Annotated in this window: 20 protein-coding genes and 5 pseudogenes; 16 read left to right on the top strand and 9 right to left on the bottom strand. The window is 64.7% G+C overall.

The genetic code is table 11. The annotated features are described in order from the left end of the window. Nucleotides 1–4: 4 nt before the first annotated feature. The 3 genes and pseudogenes from IPP91_01635 (at nucleotide 5) to IPP91_01625 (ending at nucleotide 2194) form a co-directional block, all read left to right on the top strand. A complete protein-coding gene (locus IPP91_01635) occupies nucleotides 5–679 on the top strand; it encodes a Crp/Fnr family transcriptional regulator (protein MBL0140781.1) in 675 nt (224 codons plus the stop codon). A gap of 96 nt (nucleotides 680–775) precedes the next feature. Next, a pseudogene (locus IPP91_01630) lies at nucleotides 776–1661 on the top strand (IS481 family transposase). 173 nt (nucleotides 1662–1834) lie between these two features. Next, complete coding sequence (locus IPP91_01625; protein MBL0140780.1) at nucleotides 1835–2194, top strand: hypothetical protein; 360 nt, start codon at nucleotides 1835–1837, stop codon at nucleotides 2192–2194. 81 nt (nucleotides 2195–2275) lie between these two features. On the opposite strand, the gene IPP91_01620 is transcribed toward IPP91_01625, so the two are convergent. After that, a complete protein-coding gene (locus tag IPP91_01620; protein ID MBL0140779.1) occupies nucleotides 2276–3220 on the bottom strand; it encodes an MBL fold metallo-hydrolase in 945 nt (314 codons plus the stop codon). An 87-nt stretch (nucleotides 3221–3307) separates the two neighbouring features. On the opposite strand from IPP91_01620, the gene IPP91_01615 reads away from it, so the two are divergent. From IPP91_01615 to IPP91_01575, 9 genes are all read left to right on the top strand, one after another. Continuing rightward, the gene (locus IPP91_01615) at nucleotides 3308–4072 is read left to right on the top strand and encodes an SDR family NAD(P)-dependent oxidoreductase (GenBank protein ID MBL0140778.1); all 765 of its coding nucleotides are present in this window, start codon (nucleotides 3308–3310) and stop codon (nucleotides 4070–4072) included. Nucleotides 4073–4212: 140 nt separating this feature from the next. Next, nucleotides 4213–5367 (top strand): isovaleryl-CoA dehydrogenase, encoded by a 1155-nt coding sequence (locus tag IPP91_01610; GenBank protein MBL0140777.1) that lies wholly within the window; start codon nucleotides 4213–4215, stop codon nucleotides 5365–5367. Between the two features lie 49 nt (nucleotides 5368–5416). Next, entirely contained in the window at nucleotides 5417–6601 is a 1185-nt protein-coding gene (locus tag IPP91_01605) for an acetyl-CoA C-acyltransferase family protein (protein MBL0140776.1), read from the top strand. Between the two features lie 43 nt (nucleotides 6602–6644). Beyond that, complete coding sequence (locus IPP91_01600; GenBank protein ID MBL0140775.1) at nucleotides 6645–7823, top strand: acetyl-CoA C-acyltransferase; 1179 nt, start codon at nucleotides 6645–6647, stop codon at nucleotides 7821–7823. Beyond that, nucleotides 7820–8098 (top strand): TfoX/Sxy family DNA transformation protein, encoded by a 279-nt coding sequence (locus IPP91_01595; GenBank protein MBL0140774.1) that lies wholly within the window; start codon nucleotides 7820–7822, stop codon nucleotides 8096–8098. Before IPP91_01600 ends, IPP91_01595 begins: the two co-directional genes overlap by 4 nt. Then, nucleotides 8095–8337, top strand: a complete 243-nt coding sequence (locus tag IPP91_01590; GenBank protein ID MBL0140773.1) for a hypothetical protein — start codon at nucleotides 8095–8097, stop codon at nucleotides 8335–8337. Before IPP91_01595 ends, IPP91_01590 begins: the two co-directional genes overlap by 4 nt. A gap of 10 nt (nucleotides 8338–8347) precedes the next feature. Next, nucleotides 8348–9502, top strand: coding sequence for an acyl-CoA dehydrogenase family protein (locus IPP91_01585; protein MBL0140772.1), 1155 nt, complete (start codon nucleotides 8348–8350; stop codon nucleotides 9500–9502). Nucleotides 9503–9542: 40 nt separating this feature from the next. Continuing rightward, nucleotides 9543–11156, top strand: coding sequence for a methylcrotonoyl-CoA carboxylase (locus tag IPP91_01580; protein ID MBL0140771.1), 1614 nt, complete (start codon nucleotides 9543–9545; stop codon nucleotides 11154–11156). Between the two features lie 68 nt (nucleotides 11157–11224). Beyond that, entirely contained in the window at nucleotides 11225–12058 is an 834-nt protein-coding gene (locus tag IPP91_01575) for an enoyl-CoA hydratase/isomerase family protein (protein ID MBL0140770.1), read from the top strand. 33 nt (nucleotides 12059–12091) lie between these two features. On the opposite strand, the gene IPP91_01570 is transcribed toward IPP91_01575, so the two are convergent. The 4 genes from IPP91_01570 to IPP91_01555 all read right to left on the bottom strand — a co-directional run bounded on the left by IPP91_01570 (nucleotide 12092) and on the right by IPP91_01555 (nucleotide 13678). Continuing rightward, nucleotides 12092–12439, bottom strand: coding sequence for a nuclear transport factor 2 family protein (locus IPP91_01570; GenBank protein MBL0140769.1), 348 nt, complete (start codon nucleotides 12437–12439; stop codon nucleotides 12092–12094). A 367-nt stretch (nucleotides 12440–12806) separates the two neighbouring features. Beyond that, a complete protein-coding gene (locus IPP91_01565; protein ID MBL0140768.1) occupies nucleotides 12807–13163 on the bottom strand; it encodes a cupin domain-containing protein in 357 nt (118 codons plus the stop codon). A 121-nt stretch (nucleotides 13164–13284) separates the two neighbouring features. Further along, nucleotides 13285–13497 (bottom strand): type II toxin-antitoxin system HicB family antitoxin, encoded by a 213-nt coding sequence (locus tag IPP91_01560; protein ID MBL0140767.1) that lies wholly within the window; start codon nucleotides 13495–13497, stop codon nucleotides 13285–13287. Nucleotides 13498–13504: 7 nt separating this feature from the next. Then, nucleotides 13505–13678, bottom strand: coding sequence for a type II toxin-antitoxin system HicA family toxin (locus IPP91_01555; protein ID MBL0140766.1), 174 nt, complete (start codon nucleotides 13676–13678; stop codon nucleotides 13505–13507). A 270-nt stretch (nucleotides 13679–13948) separates the two neighbouring features. Here IPP91_01555 and IPP91_01550 point away from each other — a divergent pair. Further along, a pseudogene (locus IPP91_01550) lies at nucleotides 13949–14158 on the top strand (IS110 family transposase). A gap of 265 nt (nucleotides 14159–14423) precedes the next feature. On the opposite strand, the gene IPP91_01545 reads toward IPP91_01550, so the two are convergent. Together IPP91_01545 and IPP91_01540 are read right to left on the bottom strand one after the other, a co-directional pair. Next, nucleotides 14424–14765 carry a helix-turn-helix transcriptional regulator gene (locus IPP91_01545; protein ID MBL0140765.1) on the bottom strand — a complete coding sequence of 114 codons (342 nt, stop codon included), beginning with the start codon at nucleotides 14763–14765 and terminating at the stop codon, nucleotides 14424–14426. Beyond that, nucleotides 14762–15072: pseudogene (locus tag IPP91_01540) on the bottom strand (type II toxin-antitoxin system RelE/ParE family toxin). Before IPP91_01540 ends, IPP91_01545 begins: the two are co-directional and overlap by 4 nt. A 177-nt stretch (nucleotides 15073–15249) precedes the next feature. Between IPP91_01540 and IPP91_01535 the strand changes: the two are divergent. After that, nucleotides 15250–16410: pseudogene (locus IPP91_01535) on the top strand (IS110 family transposase). 437 nt (nucleotides 16411–16847) lie between these two features. Here IPP91_01535 and IPP91_01530 read toward each other — a convergent pair. Then, complete coding sequence (locus IPP91_01530) at nucleotides 16848–17834, bottom strand: caspase family protein (GenBank protein MBL0140764.1); 987 nt, start codon at nucleotides 17832–17834, stop codon at nucleotides 16848–16850. Continuing rightward, nucleotides 17834–18205 carry a TIR domain-containing protein gene (locus tag IPP91_01525; protein ID MBL0140763.1) on the bottom strand — a complete coding sequence of 124 codons (372 nt, stop codon included), beginning with the start codon at nucleotides 18203–18205 and terminating at the stop codon, nucleotides 17834–17836. The genes IPP91_01530 and IPP91_01525 overlap by 1 nt, the downstream gene beginning before the upstream one ends. Nucleotides 18206–18401: 196 nt before the next feature. Between IPP91_01525 and IPP91_01520 the strand changes: the two genes are divergently transcribed. Both IPP91_01520 and IPP91_01515 read left to right on the top strand, forming a co-directional pair. Further along, complete coding sequence (locus IPP91_01520; GenBank protein ID MBL0140762.1) at nucleotides 18402–18701, top strand: hypothetical protein; 300 nt, start codon at nucleotides 18402–18404, stop codon at nucleotides 18699–18701. A gap of 183 nt (nucleotides 18702–18884) precedes the next feature. Next, nucleotides 18885–19822, top strand: a pseudogene (locus IPP91_01515) (IS481 family transposase). The last annotated feature ends 2 nt before the right edge of the window (nucleotides 19823–19824 follow it).

Raw genomic sequence — 19824 nt, 5'->3', positions numbered from 1 at the left:
CCCCGTGAAAACCCTGACCGACCTTCTCGATGCCTCCCTGTGGACGAAGTCCCTGTCCGCGGACCAGCGCGCCCGCGTCGAGGCGGAAACCGGGGTGAAGGACGTGCCGGCCGGTTCGTTCGTCTGCCGGAAAGGCGACCCCGTCGAGAACTGGATCGGCATCGTCAACGGACTGGTCAAGATGACCAGCGCCTCCCCGGAAGGCAAGACGACCACGTTCCTCGGTGTTGCCGGCGGCGGCTGGTTTGGCGAAGGGTCGCTGCTCAAGGACCAGACGCGCAGGTATGACATCGTCGCCTTGCGCGCCACCCGCCTCGCGATGATGCCCAGGCCCACTTTCGAGTGGCTCCTCGACACGGATATCGCGTTCAACCGTTTCCTGCTGATGCAGTTGAACGAGCGGCTGGCCCAGTTCATCGCCATGGTGGAGAACCAGCGGCTCCTCGAGCCCGATGCGCGCGTGGCCCGCTCGATCGCCGCCCTGTTCAACCCGGTGCTCTACCCCGCCATGAGGCCCGACGTGCAGATTTCGCAGGAAGAGATCGGCTACCTCTCGGGCGTCTCGCGACAGCGGGTGAACCAGGCGCTGCAGGTCCTGGAAGGCGCGGGCCTCCTGAAAGTGGAATACGGCGGCCTGAGAATCGTGGACCTCGAGGGTCTTCGCAGCTTTCCGACCTAGCTGTGATTTCTATGAAGGTTGTTCATCCGAGCTAAACCCGAGAAGCTGGTTGGTGCGAGCCGACCAACATCAAGGGAGAAGCCCGGATGAACATCCATGAGATGCCCACCACCCTGCCAGTCGAGATTGCTTGTCCGCCGCATTCTGGAGGCGGGCTGGAGTGTTTGCGAGGCGCACGCCGCCGGTATCAGCCCGCGTACGGCGTACAAGTGGCTCAGGCGCTTCCGAGACGATGGGTTGGCCAGCTCGCGACCGCTCGTCGAGAGCGCATCGGCAGCCACACGCGCTGCCGGACGACTGGGCAACTTGTTGAGTACTTCCGGCACTTCCGTCAGCCCGCACGAGCCATCGGAGAGCAACTGGGGCTTGCGCTCGACCGTCAGCGCGGACTGGCACGCCGAGGTCTGGGCCCCAGCCCCTCGAGCCGTACGGCCGCCCTGTCGAACGACGCCCGCCTGGCGATCTGCTTCACCTGGACATCAAGAACCTCGCCCCCCCCCCCCCCGCTCCCCGCCCCACCGGCAACCGCACCAAGAGCTACGGCGCGGGGTGGAGTTCGCCCCGTTGCCCTCGGTGGCCATTCCCGGATTGCATACGCCGAAGTCCTGCCCGACGAAAGGGGGACACGCGCAGCCTTCCTGCATCGCGCCACGGCTGGTATGCCAAGCGGGAATCACGATCAAGAGATTGCTCACCGATAACGGCACAGGCTACCGATCCCATCGATTCCGTGATGCCTGCCACACGTGGAGCCGACATCTGCGTACCAAGCCCTACACCCCGCAAACCAACGGCAAGGCAGGCGCTTCATCCAGACCATGCTCAGGAATGGGCCTACGGACGCGCATACCTCACCAGCGCTATCCGCACGCAGCACCTCGCCCGATGGCTTGCCTTCTACAATCAGGAGCGACCACATGCTAGCCTCAATTACCTCCCACCCATCAGCCGACGGCCGCAAGTTCGTGAACAACGGTCGTAGAAACCACACCTAGCACGGCCTCTCGCATCTTCCGGGCCCACCCGTGAATGCCGGCGCCCGCGCCATTACAGCTGAAATCGCCGGTGTGAGGCGCCTCACATCGGCACACGCGCCTTGCCCCGACACTGGCGTCACGTCCGGGGGGAACCGGCGCCACGATCAGGGAGAAACCGATGACCATGACCAGACTCATCCAGTCCGCCGCCGCAGCGCTGGCCCTTGCCGCCTTTTCGACCGCCACGTCCGCCTCTCCGGAAGCATGGGAACAGGCCAACGCGGAATACGAGGTCCAGCACTTCGCCAATGCACTCTCGATCTACGAAAAGCTGGCCGCGACGGGCGATGCACGTGCCGCCGAACTGGCCGGCCACATGCTCACCCTGGGCGGATCCTTTTATGGCGACACGATCCAGCGCGACCCGGCCCGGGCGCGCCAGCTGCTGGCCCAGGCGGCCAGTGCCGATCGCCAGATCGCCAAGCACCTCCTGCGCCGGGTGACTGTCGCCTCGGCCACGCCGGTCCGGATCGACTAGATCCCGGCTCGCGCGAGTCTTCACGGGGGCTGGCGGTAAGCCGGCCCCTGTTTCATTGCGGCGCTGGATGCCGGTGACTGCTCATGCGGCTGCCGTCGGCCACACCCGGCCCCCCGAAATCCGCACAGCGCCGGACTTCTCCAGGTCGCCCAGCAGCCAGCGGGCCATCGCCACCGCATCGAGCGCGAGGAATCGCTCGGCCAGCCGCCGGTAGCACGGAATGCGGTCGAGATAGGCGGCCACGTCGGACGCCGGCATCCCGCCCTTGTCCAGCAGGGCGTACACGAACATCACCTTGACCACGTGACGCGCGTTCTTGGCGGGATCGCGCGCGAAGGCTTCGAGTCGCGACCGCGCCACCGCGATGGCGCCTGTCGAGTCCGCAAAGGGTATTCCGTGACCGGGAATGACGACCGCGGGCGCCAGCCGCTCGACCGTGGCCAGGGCCTCCAGCGCCGCCTCGATGTGGGGATTGGCCCCCTCCTCCGGCCATACGAACCCCATCCCGTTCTCCCACAGGGCATCGCCCGAGATGAGGATGCGGTGCAAGGGGTTGAAGAACATGAGCGCATCCATGTCGTGCCCCGGCGCGGCGTGCGCGTCCCAGTGCAGGCCGCCCGCCTCGAATGACTGGCCGGCGGCGATCGTGTCGTGGAACTCGAAAGGCACCGCCTGCTGGTCGAACTGCGCCATCCACACGCTCTGCGGCGTCCACGGGACGATGTGCTTCACTTCCCCCTCGGGGATCGAGACGCTGCAGTCGTACCTCGCCGCGATCGCCGCGTTGCCTCCCATGTGGTCGGAGTGGCAATGCGTGTTCACGAGCCCGGCAAGGCCCTCGCCTTCCAGCGCCGCGTCCACCAGGCGAAGCGTCTCCTGCGCATGCGTGCAGTAGCCCGAATCGACGAGAACGTTCGCCCCGGGCGCGCGCAGCACGATCTGGTTGCAGTTGAGCCAGCCGCGAACGATGACCCTGACTGTGGGCGGCAGCATCGCCATCGCGCCGGCGCGGGAAGGAGCGTCCATGGGGCGGATTCTATCCGCCCGCTCGCCTATAATTGCCGAGGGCGCTCAAGGCACCCTCCCCGCCCCCGATTCCCTCCGGACTCCCCCATGAAAATCGAAAATCGCGTCTTCCTCATTGCCGGAGGCGGTTCCGGTCTCGGCGCCGCCACCGCCCAGCGGCTCTTCGCGCAAGGCGCCAACGTCGTCGTTGCCGACGTGAACGACGCCAGCGGCTGGGTAGCGAAGCAGTTTGGCGGCCGGGGCCGGTTCATCCGTACCGACGTCACCGACGAAGCCCAGGTCCAGGCGGCCGTGGACCTGTGCGTTTCGGCTTTCCGGGGCATCCACGGCGCGATCAACTGCGCCGGCGTGGCTCCCGGGGAACGGGTGGTCGGCAAGACCGGGCCACATTCGCTCGCCACCTTCGAGCGCACCATCCGGATCAACCTCGTCGGGACGTTCAACGTGATCCGGCTCGCCGCGGCGAAGATGAGCGCGCAGCCGGCCCTCGAGTCGGGCGAGCGCGGCGTGATCGTGAATACCTCGTCGGTCGCCTCGTTCGAGGGCCAGATCGGCCAGGCCGCCTATGCGGCATCGAAGGCAGGCGTGAACGGCATGACGCTCCCGATCGCGCGCGAACTCGCCCGTTTCGGCATCCGGGTGGTGACCATCGCCCCCGGCATATTCGACACGCCCATGCTGCAGGGCATGAGCGAAGAGCTTCGGGCGTCCCTTGGCGCGCAGGTCCCCTTCCCCCCGCGACTGGGCCGTCCGGACGAATACGCAGCGCTGGTCGAGCACATCCTCGAGAACGAGGTGCTCAACGGCGAAGTGATCCGCCTCGATGGCGCGATCCGCATGGGCGCCAAGTAGCGCCCCTGCCGGGTTCGCCCGCCCCCGCGCCTGCAATGAGGGGCGGTTTCGGGCGATAATTGCAATCCACGGCCGCCTTCGGGGCGGCCTTCCCGCCCCTCCCGGGGGCCGCACCCATCGGAGCCGCCTTGCCGTTCGACATGGATCTCCCCGAGGAGCTCGACGCGTTGCGCGACAGCACGCGGCGCCTGTGCGAAGCCGAGCTCGCCCCCCGCGCCGCCGAGATCGACCGCGCCAACGAATTCCCCGCGGACATGTGGGCCAGATTCGGCGAGCTGGGACTCCTGGGCATGACGGTGCCGGAGGAATACGGCGGCACGGGCCTGGGCTACCTGGCCCACGTGGTGGCCATGGAGGAGATCTCGCGCGCTTCGGCCTCCGTCGGGCTGTCCTACGGGGCGCACTCGAACCTTTGCGTCAACAACCTCTTCCTCAACGGCACCGATGAGCAGCGCCGCAAGTATCTGCCCGGACTGTGCTCCGGCCAGCGGGTGGGCGCGCTCGCAATGAGCGAGCCGGGCGCGGGGTCCGACGTCGTGGGGTCCATGGCGTGCCGCGCCGAAAAGAAGGGCGATCGCTGGATCGCCAACGGCTCGAAGATGTGGATCACCAACGGGCCCGAGGCGGGCGTCCTCGTCGTCTACATGCGCACCGCGCCAAAGGACAAGGGCTCGAAGGCCATGACCGCCTTCATCGTTGAAAAGGGCATGAAGGGCTACTCGACAGCCCCGAAGCTCGACAAGCTCGGCATGCGCGGCTCCAACACCTGCGAGCTGGTCTTCGCCGACTGTGAGATCCCGGAGGAAAACGTCCTCGGGCAGGTGAACGAAGGTTCCCGGGTGCTCATGAAGGGCCTCGACACGGAACGCTGCGTCCTCTCCGGCGGGCCCATCGGCATCATGCAGGCGGCGCTCGATCTCGTGGTTCCCTACGTCCACGAAAGGAAGCAGTTCGACCAGCCCATCGGCACCTTCGGGCTGATGCAGGGCAAGCTCGCCGACATGTACACGAAGCTCCAGGCTTCGCGCGCCTTCGCCCATAGCGTCGCCGGGTCACTCGACCAGGGGTGCGGCCGCGCCGCCCGCAAGGACGCCGCGGCGTGCCTGCTCTTCGCCTCCGAAAGCGCCGTGCAGGTTTCCCTGGAGGCCATCCAGGCGCTTGGCGGCAATGGCTACATCAACGATTTCCCCGCCGGTCGCCTGCTGCGCGACGCCAAGCTCTACGACATCGGCGCGGGCACCAACGAGGTCAGAAGGATGCTCATCGGGCGCGAGCTTTACGAGGAAAGCGCCTGATCGCCGCAACAACTTACGCAAACCGCACGCAAACGACAGGAGAACGGCAATGGCTGCACGTGAAGTGGTGGTGGTCTCGGGTGCCCGGACGGCGATCGGCGATTACGGCTCGTCCCTGAAGGACGTCCCCGCGACGAAGCTGGGCTCCATCGTGATCCAGGAAGCCGTCGCGCGCGCGAAGATCGATCCGGCCACGGTCGGGCACGTGGTGCTGGGCAGCGTCGTCCATGGAGAAGCGCGCGACATGTACATCTCGCGCGTGGCGGCCGTCGAAGCCGGCATTCCTGTCGGAACGCCCTGCCTCACCGTGAACCGCCTCTGCGGCTCCGGCCTGCAGGCGATCGTCTCGGCCTCGCAGCACATCCTCCTGGGCGACATCGACGTGGCCATCGGCGCAGGCGTCGAGAGCATGAGCCGCGCCGCGTATTTCCTCCCGACCACCCGCTGGGGCCAGCGCATGGGCGACGGCGTGATCATCGATGCGATGGTCGGCGCCCTGACCGATCCGTTCGGCACGGGCCACATGGGCATCACGGCAGAAAACATCGCCGCCAAATACGGCTTCACGCGCGAGCAGCAGGACGCGTTCTCGCTTGAATCGCACCGCCGCGCCGCCGCCGCCATCACGGCCGGCCACTTCAAGAGCCAGATCGTCCCGGTGGAGCTGAAGAGCAAGAAGGGTCCGGTGATGTTCGACACGGATGAGCACGTGCGCCGCGACGCCAAGGCCGAGGACTTCTCCAAGCTTCGCGCCGCGTTCAAGAAGGACGGCACGGTGACGGCGGGCAACGCCTCGGGCATCAACGACGCCGGCGCCGCGGTGGTCCTGATGGAAGCCTCCGCGGCCGCGAAGGCCGGCGTGAAGCCGCTCGGGCGGCTCGTGGCCTACGCCCACGCCGGCGTGGAACCCCACATTATGGGCATCGGCCCCATCCCTGCGGTGCGCAAGGTCTTCGAGAAGGCCGGCCTCAAGGCCGCCGACATGGACGTCATCGAATCCAACGAGGCCTTCGCGGTGCAGGCGATGAGCGTCTCCCAGGACCTGGGCCTCGATCCGGCGAAGGTGAACCCCAACGGCGGCGCGGTGGCCCTGGGCCACCCCATCGGCGCCACGGGAGCCATCCTCACGGTGAAGTGCCTCTACGAGCTGCAGCGTACGGGCGGGCGCTACGGCCTCGTCACCATGTGCATCGGGGGCGGCCAGGGCATCGCCGCCATCTTCGAACGCCTGTAATCCGCAGGACCCGCCTCAAGGACTGGAAAGGAAGGAAGCACGCATGTCGGAATCCATCGTCATCGTCGGCGCCAAGCGCACTCCCATCGGCGCCATGCAAGGCAAGTTCAACTCCCTCGCCGCCCCGCAGCTCGGTGCCGCGGCCATCAAGGCTGCGCTCGAGCAGGCCGGTGTCGGCGCAAAGGAAGTCGACGACCTCATCATGGGCTGCGTCCTGCCCGCCGGTCAGGGGCAGGCGCCCGCCCGCCAGGCCGCGCTCGGCGCGGGCCTGGACAAGGCCACGCCCTGCACCACGATCAACAAGATGTGCGGCTCGGGCATGAAGGCCGCGATGATGGCCGTGGACGAGATCCTCGCGGGCGACGCCACCATCGTCGTGGCCGGCGGCATGGAATCCATGACCAACGCGCCGCACCTGCTGCCCAAGGCGCGCGCCGGCTACCGTTACGGCCACCAGCGGGTGCTCGATCACATGGCTTTCGACGGGCTGGAGAACGCCTACGACGGCAAGCCCATGGGCGTCTTCGCCGACAAGACCGCCGAGAAGTACGGCTTCACGCGCGAGCAGATGGACGCCTACGCGAAGGAGTCGACGGCGCGCGCGGTCAACGCCTCGAAGTCGGGCCTCTTCGCCGACGAGATCGCGCCCGTCACCGTGTCCGGACGCAAGGGCGACGAGGTGGTGAAGGACGACGAGACGCCCTTCACGGTGAACGTCGAGAAGATCCCGACGCTTCGCCCCGCCTTCAACAAGGACGGCCTGGTGACTGCGGCGACCTCTTCCTCCATTTCCGACGGCGCCGCCGCGCTGGTGCTGATGAGCGAGTCGGAGGCGAAGAAGCGCGGCGCCAAGCCGCTTGCGCGCATGGTGGCGCAGGCCTCCAACGCGCATGAGCCGGAATGGTTCACGACGGCGCCCGTGGGCGCAATCCAGAAGGTGCTGGCCAAGGCCGGCTGGAAGGCCTCCGACGTCGATCTCTACGAGGTGAACGAGGCCTTCGCCGTGGTCGCGATGGCCGCGATGAAGGACATCGGCCTTTCGGCGGACAAGGTCAACGTGAACGGGGGCGCCGTGGCCCTGGGCCACCCGATCGGCGCCACGGGCGCGCGCATCATCACCACGCTCATCTACGCGCTGAAGAAGCGCGGCCTGAAGAAGGGAGTCGCCGCCTTGTGCATCGGCGGCGGAGAGGCGACCGCGGTCGCACTGGAGGTTCTGTGAATCCCACGATCAACATCACCCCCATCGAAAACACGCCCGGCATCGGGCCCAACCTGGCTTCCGAGCTGCGCCGCGTCGGCATCGATTCCCTCGAAGCGCTCCTGCGCGTGGGCTTCTGGGACGCCTGGCAGAAGCTGCGTCTGGCCAATCCGGAACGCGATTGCCTGCCCTCCTGCCTCGCCCTGGCGGGCGCAGTTGCCGGCGTGCGGTGGAACCACCTGCCACCGCGGGTGCGCGCCGACATCCGCCAGCGCGTCAAGGCAGCACGCGCATGAAGGTCCGGGCTGCGTCGGCCACCGTCCTGGTCCTGCTCGCCCTGATGGTGGCCGGCTGCGGGAAGAAGGAGTCTCCCCCGACCGATGCCGCCACGGAACAGAAGGAGGCTCTCGAGCGCGCGAAGAAAGGCGCCTTCGGCACGCAGGTGAAGGCGCTCGAGGACGCCAAGGGACTCGGGGCCGACCTCGACAGGAAGGCGCGCGAAAGCGTCGAGAAGGCCGAGCAGGACACGAAGTGAGCCCTGCTTCATGCTGACGCGCGCCCAGGCCGATTTCCTGACCGACGAGCAGCGCATGATCCGCGACACGGCCCGGGATTTCGCCCGGGCCGAACTCGCCCCACACGCCGGGCGGTGGGAGGAGGAAGGCTGGATCCCGGACGAAGTCGTCGCCAAGCTGGGCGAGCTGGGCTTCCTCGGCATGACCGTTCCGCACGAGTGGGGCGGGACGGGCGCCGATTACGTCTCGTACGTGCTGGCCGTGGAGGAGATCGCCTCAGGTTGCGCCGCGACGGCGACGCTCATGAGCGTGCAGAACGGGCTGGGCTGCGGGCTGGTGCAGGCGTGGGGGAGCCAGGCGCAGAAGAAGGCGTGGCTTCCGGAGCTGGCGAGCGGCCGCGCCATCGCGTGCTTCTGCCTGACCGAGCCGCAGGCCGGGAGCGAAGCCAACAACCTCAGGACGCGCGCAACCGAGGGCAGCGAAGGCTGGGTTCTCGAGGGCAACAAGCAGTTCATCTCCAATGCCCGCCGCGCGAAGCTGGGCGTCGTGTTCGCCGTGACCGATCCGGCGCTGGGCAAGAAGGGCCTGTCGGCCTTCCTCGTTCCCACGGACAACCCCGGCTTCCAGGTGCAGAAGCCCGAGAAGAAGCTCGGGATCCGCGCGCTCGACACCTGCCCCATCCTGCTCTCCGATTGCCGCCTTTCCCCGGAAGCCCTGCTCGGCCCGCGCGGCAAGGGGCTCGCCATCGCGCTCTCGAACCTCGAGGGAGGCCGCATCGGCATCGCCGCGCAGGCCGTCGGCATCGCGCGCGCAGCGCTCGAGGCGGCCATTGCCTATGCGAAGGAGCGCACGCAGTTCGGCAAGAAGATCGTGGAGCACCAGTCGATCGCCAACATGCTGGCCGACATGCACACGCGACTCAACGCGGCGCACCTGCTCGTCCTGCATGCCGCCCGCCTTCGCGCGGCCGGAACGCCCTGCCTCTCCGAAGCCTCGCAGGCGAAGCTGTTCGCCTCCGAGATGGCGGAGTGGGTGTGCTCGAAGGCCATCCAGGTCCACGGCGGCTACGGCTACGTGAAGGACTACCCGGTCGAGCGCCACTACCGCGACGCGCGCGTCACGCAGATCTACGAGGGCACGAGCGAGATCCAGCGCATGCTCATCGCCCGCAGCCTGGCCGAATGAACGCGGCCGCCCCTTTCCCGCACCCGGCCCGCCCCGCGCCATGCCACAACTGAAAAGCAGGCTCGACACCGGCTCGGAAGCCTTCCGGGCCAACCGGGACCACCATGCGGCCCTGGCCGTGGACCTGCGCGAGAGAATAGCCCGCATCGCCGCGGGAGGCGGCGCGGAAGCGCAGAAGAAGCATGTCGCCCGCGGCAAGCTCCTGCCCCGCGAACGCGTGCGCGGGCTGCTCGACCCCGGCTCGCCCTTCCTCGAGCTTTCGCAGCTCGCGGCCTTCGGGCTCTACGGCGACGAGGCTCCGTCGGCCGGCATCATCACGGGCATCGGCCGGGTGGAAGGACGCGAGGTCGTGGTAGTCGCCAACGACGCCACGGTGAAGGGCGGCACCTATTACCCGCTCACGGTGAAGAAGCACCTGCGCGCCCAGGAGATCGCCGCGCAGAACCGGCTCCCCTGCATCTACCTCGTCGATTCCGGCGGCGCCTTCCTGCCGCTGCAGGACGAGGTCTTTCCCGACAGGGAACACTTCGGCCGCATCTTCTACAACCAGGCGAACCTTTCGGCCGCGGGCATCCCCCAGATCGCGGTCGTGATGGGCTCCTGCACCGCCGGCGGCGCCTATGTGCCGGCGATGTGCGACGAGTCGATCATCGTGAAGAACCAGGGCACGATCTTCCTCGGCGGCCCGCCGCTGGTGAAGGCGGCCACGGGCGAGGTCGTCACGGCCGAGGAGCTGGGCGGTGGCGAAGTCCATGCGCGCAACTCGGGGGTGGCAGACCACCTCGCGGACGACGACCGCCACGCGCTCGCCATTGCCCGCGAGATCATCCGTCACTGCGAAGGCGCCGGCGGCCGACCCGCCTGCGCAACCGCCTCCGCATCCCGCGACCCGCTGTTTCCGGCCGAGGAACTGTACGGAATCATCCCGAAGGATCCGCGCCAGCCGTTCGACATCCGCGAGATCATCGCGCGCCTGGTCGATGGCTCCGACTTCCACGAGTTCAAGGCGCTCTACGGCACGACACTGGTCACGGGCTTCGCGCACCTGCACGGCATGCCGGTCGGAATCCTCGCCAACAACGGCATCCTCTTTTCGGAGTCGGCGCTCAAGGGCGCCCACTTCATCGAGCTGTGCAACCAGCGCGGCATCCCGCTCCTCTTCCTGCAGAACATCACCGGCTTCATGGTGGGCCGCAAGTACGAGAACCAGGGCATCGCCAGGGACGGCGCCAAGATGGTGACCGCGGTGTCCTGCGCGAAGGTGCCCAAGCTCACGCTGATCCTCGGGGGCTCGTTCGGCGCGGGAAACTACGGCATGTGCGGCCGTGCCTTCAATCCCCGCTTCGTGTGGAGCTGGCCCAACGCGCGCATCTCGGTGATGGGCGGCGAGCAGGCCGCTAGCGTCCTGGCCACGGTGAAGCGCGACGGCATCGAGGCAAAGGGGGGTGCCTGGACGCCGGAAGAGGAAGAGGCGTTCAAGTCCCCGATCCGCGAACAGTACGAGCGCCAGGGCCATCCGTACTACGCCACCGCGCGGCTGTGGGACGACGGCGTGATCGATCCGGTGGACACGCGCCGCGTGCTGGCCCTGGGACTCGCGGCTGCCCTCAACGCACCGATCGAGGAGACGCGCTATGGCGTCTTCCGCATGTAACCCCCCTCACCCCGGCCCTCTCTCATGGAAGAGGGCCGGGGTGAGGCGATAACGAGGAAACCGCAACAATGACCACCAGCCTCGCCATCGAACGCCAGGGCCCCGTGGGCCTGGTGACCCTCAATCGCCCCGAGAGGCACAACGTCTTCGACGACGCGCTGATCGTCGAACTCACGGAGGCGCTTCGCTCCATGGAAGCCGAGGACGGCATCCGCGTCGTCGTGCTGTCGAGCGTCGGGCGATCCTTCTCCGCGGGCGCGGATCTCAACTGGATGCGTCGCGTGGCCGGCGCTTCCGTTGACGCCAACCGGCGCGACGCGATGGCGCTCGCCGCGCTCATGCGCACGCTGTCCGAGCTTCGCAAGCCCACCATCGCCCGTGTGCAGGGACCCGCCTATGGGGGCGGGGTGGGTCTCGTGGCCTGCTGCGACATCGCAGTGGCCACGCTCTCCGCGACCTTTGCGCTGACGGAAGCCAAGCTCGGCCTCATTCCATCGGTCATCTCCCCTTACGTGGTCGCCGCGATCGGCCAGCGCGCCGCGCGCCGCTACTTCCTCACGGGTGAACCGATCGACCCCTCCGATGCGTGGCGGCTGGGCCTCGTGCACGAACTGGCCAAGGACGACGAGGACCTCGATGAAAAGATCGCGAAGATCGTCAAGGCCCTCCTCGCCTGCGGGCCGGCTGCCCAGTTCGAATCCAAGTCGCTCATCCGGGCCGTGGCCGGGCGCCCTGTCACGAGCGAGCTGATCCAGGACACCGCCGAACGCATCGCGCGGATCCGGTCCTCACCCGAAGGCACCGAAGGGGTTGCGGCATTCCTGGAGAAGCGCCGCGCCTCGTGGCTGCCGCCGGAGCCCGAGGCAGAGACTGAGGACGAACCGCCACCTCCGGGCGCCTAGCCTCGATCCTCTAACGGTCGAGTTTCCGGTCCGCTAGAAGAACCAGACGTTTCGGATACGGCCGTCGGCCACCTCGTACACTGCCACGGCCGAGCGCCTCCCTTCCGGGAGCCCCGTGATCTCTTCGTGATCGACGACGATGTTGCCCGACACGATGCGGCTTGCGAGCTTCGCGTGCAACGCGGGGAGATTGAAGCGGTTCCTCGCGTAATGCTCGGCGAACGCCGCCTTGCCGGACAGCACGGGCTGCGTGGCTGGAGGCCGGAAGACCCGGATGTCGTCGACGTACTCCGCCACGAAGCGCTCGAGGTCGTGGGCGTTGTAGGCATCGAGCTGGCGCTGGACGGGATCTTCAGCACTGGTCAACCTGGGAATGCGCATACACCGCCTGACGCAGCAAACAGTGTCTTCACAGCCTGAAGGCTTGACGGTTTGCGCACTTCAGAGAGCTCCCTGGTTACCCGCCCGATTCGAACGCCTGTTCAAGTGAGCCTATCGTTCAAGCTAAGCCGCACCGAAGCGCAGCGGACGGAAGCCGAAAACGCGGTCTTTTGGCCGTCGGATTGAGCGATGTGTTCCGCATCGGGTAGGGTCGCTTCTATGCGGCTTACACGAAGTAAGGCACCAAGGGTGCGTCAATCCGTTGATAGATCAGTCGCTCCTCCCTCTATATACCCAACGATTGCGTTGAGCGGCCGCACGATGCCTCGGCCGCGGCCAGGGGCGGCCAGAGTCCATATTCGACGGGTTAGGCATCAGTGTCCCCCGGTGGATGCCGCGCAAACCACTCGGCTATGCCTTGCATGTGCGGCTCGAAGTCGCCTGGAGCGGACACGTTCAGGATTCCTGCACGTACCGTGCCGCGATTCTCGAAGTCGTGCGTGACTCCGCCAGGGATCAGCACGAAGGATCCGCGCTCGGCGTGCTTCCACACCTTGTCGATGAGAACGCTCATCGTCCCTTCGATCACGTAGAAGACGTCATCTTCCGGGTGCGAATGAGGGCCCGGCCCTTTGGTGTTCGGCTCGAGCCACCATTCCGAGATTGAGTAGCGCTGCTGGGTTTCGCTTCCGTCGGCCTTGAACACAGCCGAAATACGTCCCATCGGGTACTTGCGACCCTCGCCCGGTCCAAGGATCACTGGCTCGCGATTCTCGCTTTCAGGCTTGTGTCCCATGGCATTCTCCAAGTGCGGCACCGCGCCGGCCCCTGATGCCTAACGATAATTAGCCTGCAACTTCCACGTAGTCGACTTGGATCGAGGGTGGCGGGATAGGTGTTCCGTCTTCCCGCATTCCCGAGAGATGAAGCTCAATGGCTTCACGGATGGACTGTTCGGCCTCGGCAACAGTGTCGCCAGTAGAAATGCACCCAGGGAGGTCGGGTACGTAGGCGGAAAAGTTGCCTTCAGCCTTCTCGATTACTACGGCATAGCGCATGTGACCCTCACTTCTTGAGCCCGGACTGCTTCAGGATGCTATTTAGTGTACCCGGAGCGACGTCGTCGCCGGGTTTACCGTGCACCGTAACGCGCCCGGGCTTAGTCGGATGTTTGAACTGCCGATGGCTGCCGCGCGTCGTCACCAGATGCCACCCGTCATCGTTCAGAAGGCGCAGTATTTCGCTGACTTTAGGAGGCCCCCAGTTTCCTCACTCTTTGATCGGCGCAGAGGCGGACAAGTTGCAGTCTAACGACCGAGTTGAGCGGCCGGCCACTGCTGCGGTTCCGCACCGGCAAGCACGCAATCTATTGCGAGCACGGAGCATCCACGATGCATCACGGTCCGCTCCAATGATGGGATGGACTCCCCCTGATTGTGGTGCAGCATCATCGTGCCAGCTGGCCTCATGTGGTGTGGGGTGTCAGTGATCAACCAGAAGGAGTCCAAGATGAATGCTACCGCCGCTTTGCCGGTCGTGGGTGTCGATCTGGCGAAATCCGTGTTCCAGCTTGCTGTCGCAGACAGCTCCTGGCGGGTGATCGAATCGCATCGCCTTTCGCGTACCCAGTTCGAGCGCTGGTTCGCCAACCGCGCGGTGGGCCTGGTGATCATGGAAGCGTGCGGCTCTGCCCACTACTGGGCCCGATGGCTCAACGGTTACCCGCACGGCGTTTCCGTTACCGGCCTGAAAACCTTTCCACACCTCTCAACCACCTCGAGCCTTGCGTAGAGATTGATCGCCCATCATGGCACCCAGGGTCACCCCCACACCGCTAGACGCCGATAACACTGCCGGCAGCTGCACGCTTGCCGCTCGTAACGATTGGCGCTTCGGTGTTCGCAGATTCCATGTCGGCACGGGCCACAACGAGCCCACTCACGATGCCGGATATACGACTGCAGGCTCTCCCGACTTGCCACAACTATCGATCAGTCTTTTTCCTTCCGGGGGGAGTCCATATACGCGGTGTTAGACGTCGTTCTTTCACTAACCGCACCTGCACCGTATGTCCCAGCGCCTTCGCGTATTTCTGCAACGTGGCTATGGAGGGGGAGTGTTTTGTTCCCGCAGACTCCAATCGCGCGATGGCGGATTGCGTGGTGCCAATGCGCTCGGCGACCTCGGCCTGGGTCAGTCCGGCCGCTGCGCGCGCCTTCAGGACCTCGTCCAGGAAGGCAAACTCTTCAGCGGAGGCCTCGTAGGCCGATTTCACTTCCGGGCGAGCAAGAGCTCGCTTCTTGAATTGTTTCAGCGTGCTGGTCATGTCACTTCCTTCATTCGGCGCCGCGCGATCTCGAGTTCCTTGAGCGGGGTTTTGTCGGTCGTCTTCACGAGAAGACGATGCGCCTGTCAATCACGGTGCAGTAGAACACCCTCGCAATTCCCTCCGCGGCCTTTATCCGGAGTTCGAACAAGCCGCCACCCATGGCACGGGTATGCGGCATTCCCAAGTCTGGCCCGAACTGCTCCATTCGCTCGGCGTATCGGATGAACCGGCCGACGAAGCCCGGCGCCAGAGAGAGGATCTCTGACTCGACTCGGCCGCTGAAGAAGGTGACGGACCAGATCACAACAAGCGTATAGCATATCCGCTATGTTATCACGATGCCCCGAACGACGTCTAGACAAGATGGCTTGTTGAGTTGAGGCGGCCCGTCTCCCGGGATACCGTGAATTGCACGCCGAAGGCGTGCAGAGCCACATCAATGCGCCACGAGGGCCGTTGAAACTCAGCCAGGAGACGAGCCATGAACGAATCCAGCATTCTGTACGTGGGACTGGACGTGCACAAGGACAGCATCGACATTGCGACGGCGCATGGCGCTCGTGATGGTGAGGTCCGGCACCTGGGCAGCATTGGCGGGGACTTGCCAGCATTGTCGAAAGCGCTGCGCAAGTGGATCAGCACCGGTCACCGGTTGCAAGTGGTCTACGAGGCTGGCCCCTGCGGGTTCGTGGTGTGGCGACATCTGCACACGCTCGGCATTGCCTGTGACGTGGTGGCGCCGTCGTCCATCCCGAAGCGATCGGGTGAGCGCGTGAAGACCGACCGTCGTGACGCGATGATGCTGGCCCGGCTTGCGCGTGCGGGTGAGCCTGACGGCAATACGGGTTCCCGACGAGGCGGACGAGGCGGTGCGCGATCTGGTGCGTGCTCGTGAGGACGCCGTGCGTGAGCGTCGTAATGGGCGCCATCGCCTGAAGGCGCTGCTGCTGCGCAATGGCATCCCCTACGCGGGCAAGAGTTCGTGGACGGGTGCCCATCTGCGCTGGTTGGCGACACTGAAGATGGGCTACCCGGTGCAGCAAATCGCCTTTCAGGAGTACCTGTACTCGATCACCGAATCCAGCCAGCGCATCGGGCGTCTGGAGCAAGCCATGCGCGAGGTGTTGCCCACGTGGGGCCTGGCGCCGCTGGTGGAGGCGCTGCAAGCCTTGCGCGGTGTGCAACTGCTGGCGGGGATGACGCTGGTAAGCGAGCGCAAAACTTCGAGCGCTTCGACGCTCCGCGTCGCCTGATGGCCTATGTCGGACTGGTTCCCGGGGAGCATTCCTCGGGCCAGAAACGCCGCCAGGGCTCGATCACCAAGGCCGGCAACAGCGCGGCACGGCGCATGTTGGTCGAGGTTGCCTGGCACTACCGACACCCCGCACGGGTGACGCCGATCATCGCCACGCGCCAGGCCGATCTGCCCAAAGCGGTGACCGACATCGCGTGGAAGGCGCAGCTGCGATTGCATGCCAAGTTCACGCGACTGCTGGCGCGCCGCGTGCCGAAGAACAAGTGCGCGGTGGCCGTAGCCCGCGAGTTGACGGGCTTCGTGTGGGCCATCGCCAAAGAGGTCAACGCAACAGGTTGGCAGGGCTTGCCCCGCAACGTCCCCACCGCCGCGACCGCAAGCCATTGAACCCATGCATGCACCCATTCGATCAATGCAAGGTCTTGAGGGAGAACTCGAACCAAGACAACCATCCGATGCCGGACCGGGAACGCGACGCAGCCACGGCCACAGGGGAATCCACGAAAACGTTATTGGTGCCCGCGCAAGCGGCGATCTCAGTCCCTAGACCGCAGGAAGCCCCGCGACGAACACTTGATCTGTCGGTAACCAACCCACGCATATCAGCATGAACAACCGTCGCATCCACACCCGGCTCCGCCGCGTTCCCCGTCCGGCAACAGATCCGCAAACCTCATCCGAATACCCCGGAGGATTCAATGCACCCTCTTGACAGAGTAAAGCCATATCAACGCTCCGGTTCAGCGGCGGGTCGCGCAGCGGACCGTCTGTTGCAACCGGTTGTTATGCCGATTCCCGAACAGGTTGCTGAGAAAAGCGGCTGCTCATATGAGCCCTTTCGCTGCCAGGCGCCGGTAATGCTCGCCGAGAGCCGTGAGGCGAATGGTCTTGCTCTCCATGGCTGCATGCCACATGTGCGGAGCACCCTCCGGGATGACAAGACCAACGTGGTTGTACTTCTGTAGGATCTTGAAGATCGCGTTGTGATCAGGGTCCGGCGCTGGAATGCCTTGCGGGTTCGTGGCCCAGGACTCATGTCGCTCCGGCTCATATGTGGGGTCGAGTTGGTACTGGAAGCCGGGAGCCCGGAAGAACTCTGCAATCCGGCGAAGCTCAGCAAGCTCCAAGAGGGGTTGCACCTTCCGCAAGGAAACGAAGCGCTTGACGTTAGTCTTAAAGACGGGCCGCTGTGCCCACGGTCCGAGCGACTGGTCGACGTGCGCATAGACACCGCCCGGCGTCACATCTCCGACTAGGTTTGCGGCAGCACCGCCGAGCGCGTCGACTAACAAGCTGGTAAAGACACCGGCACCGTCTTCCTCAGTTGCATACTGTTCAGCGGTCGATGCTGTAAGGATGGTCATCCCATCGCTGATCTCGGCCACCTTCTGCTGCAACGCGCTTCCTCCCGCGACGCCGCTGTGACAGCTATCGAGAATGATCACGCGGTTTTGAACCTTCGACTGATTAGCCATGGTCATGATCTCAGCCAATGGCACGCCGTCGTTTCCGGTCTTCACGTCGGAAGAGCAAAGGTAACCGCCGGTTGCTTCGATGTGACCATGCCCGGCAAAGTAGAACAGTGAAACCTCACCATCACCGGCAAACAGGCTTTCGATGGCCTGCCGAAGCTCGTCGCGCCCAACGGGATCGCTTGGCCCAGTGGCGGTTAGATGCTTCACACCAAAATTCACGGACCCATCGGCGTGCCGATCAAGCATGGCCTTAACCGTGAACGAATCGTTCACGCAACCATAGAGCGCCGAAACATTGGCGTAGTGGTCGATACCAACGACGAGTGCTTTGCGCATCAGAGGCTATCAATCCAGGCAGCAATATTCTCCCAAGTCCAGACCATCGTATTCACGCCAGCGAGGTCGGTGCGATCCTCCTTGTAGGCCCAGATGCCGCGAATCTTCTTCTTCTCTTCCTTTGCACATTGAATCTCCCACTTCTGCCCACTGGAATTGAGGGATTTCTTGCTGACGATCACGAGGACGCCATCGGACCGAATAATGCGAGTCCTCACCTTCTTCTTCCATTCTTCGTCGTAGGCTTCTTTCACCGACATGTCTATGTACTCGAACGGCGAATCGGTATTCAACGACTGGCCTTTGATCATGTTGCGGATGCTCTCATCCTCGATTGCGAAGGCTACGAAAACGACTTTCTTGTCGGCCATGATTATCTCCTGTGATTGGAGGCATAACGCTCAAGTTCAGAAGCGCAGCGCCGCGCATTTTTGGCGCAGCGTCCTCTGCAACGCCGGGTTAGCCCTATACGACATCAATAGACTCTCCCGACCAGCAGCTATATTTCATGCCGGGGATAGCTTTACTAGCCTGAATGCCTCGGCTCCCGAATGACAGACTGTACCCGTGCTGAGCCTGCTTCATATGCGTCTCTATGTCAGACACCTTGATCATGAAGAGATGGATGCAGTTGGTCTTCTTGTGGCACACAACCTGGGCAAAGACTGGCCGCATGCCAAATTGATTGGAAAAGAACTTGAGCTTTGCAATGTTGTCATCGGCAATGACAACCATCTCACTTTCACTAGTCTTAGTGTCTCGATTCCGCGTTTTCACGGATACGGCAATACGTTCGCCATTGCGTTCCGCGATGAGATCGGCACCAACGTGATCAACGTGCGCCACTTCATAGCCACCGCGAATTAGGGCGTATGTCACTATCCCTTCACCGAAATCGCCGATGAGTTTTGGTGCTCGTGATTGACTATTTGTCCGTACCATTTCCAAAGGGCTAACGACCTAGTTGTGATTTCTATGAAGGTTGTTCATCCGAGCTAAACCCGAGAAGCTGGTTGGTGCGAGCCGACCAACATCAAGGGAGAAGCCCGGATGAACATCCATGAGAATGCCCGCACCACACCTGCCAGTCGAGAGTTGCTTGTCCGCCGCATTCTGGAGGCGGGCTGGAGTGTTTGCGAGGCGGCGCACGCCGCCGGTATCAGCCCGCGTACGGCGTACAAGTGGCTCAGGCGCTTCCGAGACGATGGGCTGGCCAGTCTTCGCGACCGCTCGTCGAGAGCGCATCGGCAGCCACACGCGCTGCCGGACGACTGGGCCGAACTTGTTGAGTACTTCCGGCACTTCCGTCAGCCCGCACGAGCCATCGGAGAGCAACTGGGGCTTGCGCGCTCGACCGTCAGCGCGGTACTGGCACGCCGAGGTCTGGGCCCACAGCACGCCCTCGAGCCTGTACGGCCGCCCTGTCGCTATGAACGACGCCGGCCTGGCGATCTGCTTCACCTGGACATCAAGAAACTCGCCAGATTCCGCAGTCCGGGTCATCGCGTCACCGGCAACCGCACCAGCAAGAGCTACGGCGCGGGGTGGGAGTTCGTCCACGTTGCCATCGATGACCATTCCCGGATTGCATACGCCGAAGTCCTGCCCGACGAAAAGGGGGACACATGCGCAGCCTTCCTGCATCGCGCCACGAGCTGGTATGCCAAGCAGGGAATCACGATCAAGAGATTGCTCACCGATAACGGCACAGGCTACCGATCCCATCGATTCCGTGATGCCTGCCACACGTTGGAGCTGCGACATCTGCGTACCAAGCCCTACACCCGCAAACCAACGGCAAGGCAGAGCGCTTCATCCAGACCATGCTCAGGGAATGGGCCTACGGACGCGCATACCTCACCAGCGCTATCCGCACGCAGCACCTCGCCCGATGGCTTGCCTTCTACAATCAGGAGCGACCACATGCTAGCCTCAATTACCTCCCACCCATCAGCCGACGGCCGCAAGTTCGTGAACAACGGTCGTAGAA

The organism is Betaproteobacteria bacterium (genome assembly GCA_016720855.1).
In the GTDB taxonomy this organism is placed as follows: Bacteria; Pseudomonadota; Gammaproteobacteria; order Burkholderiales; family Usitatibacteraceae; genus FEB-7.
Note: the sequence above shows the minus strand (reverse complement) of the source record. Positions and strands in the feature narration are given on the sequence as shown.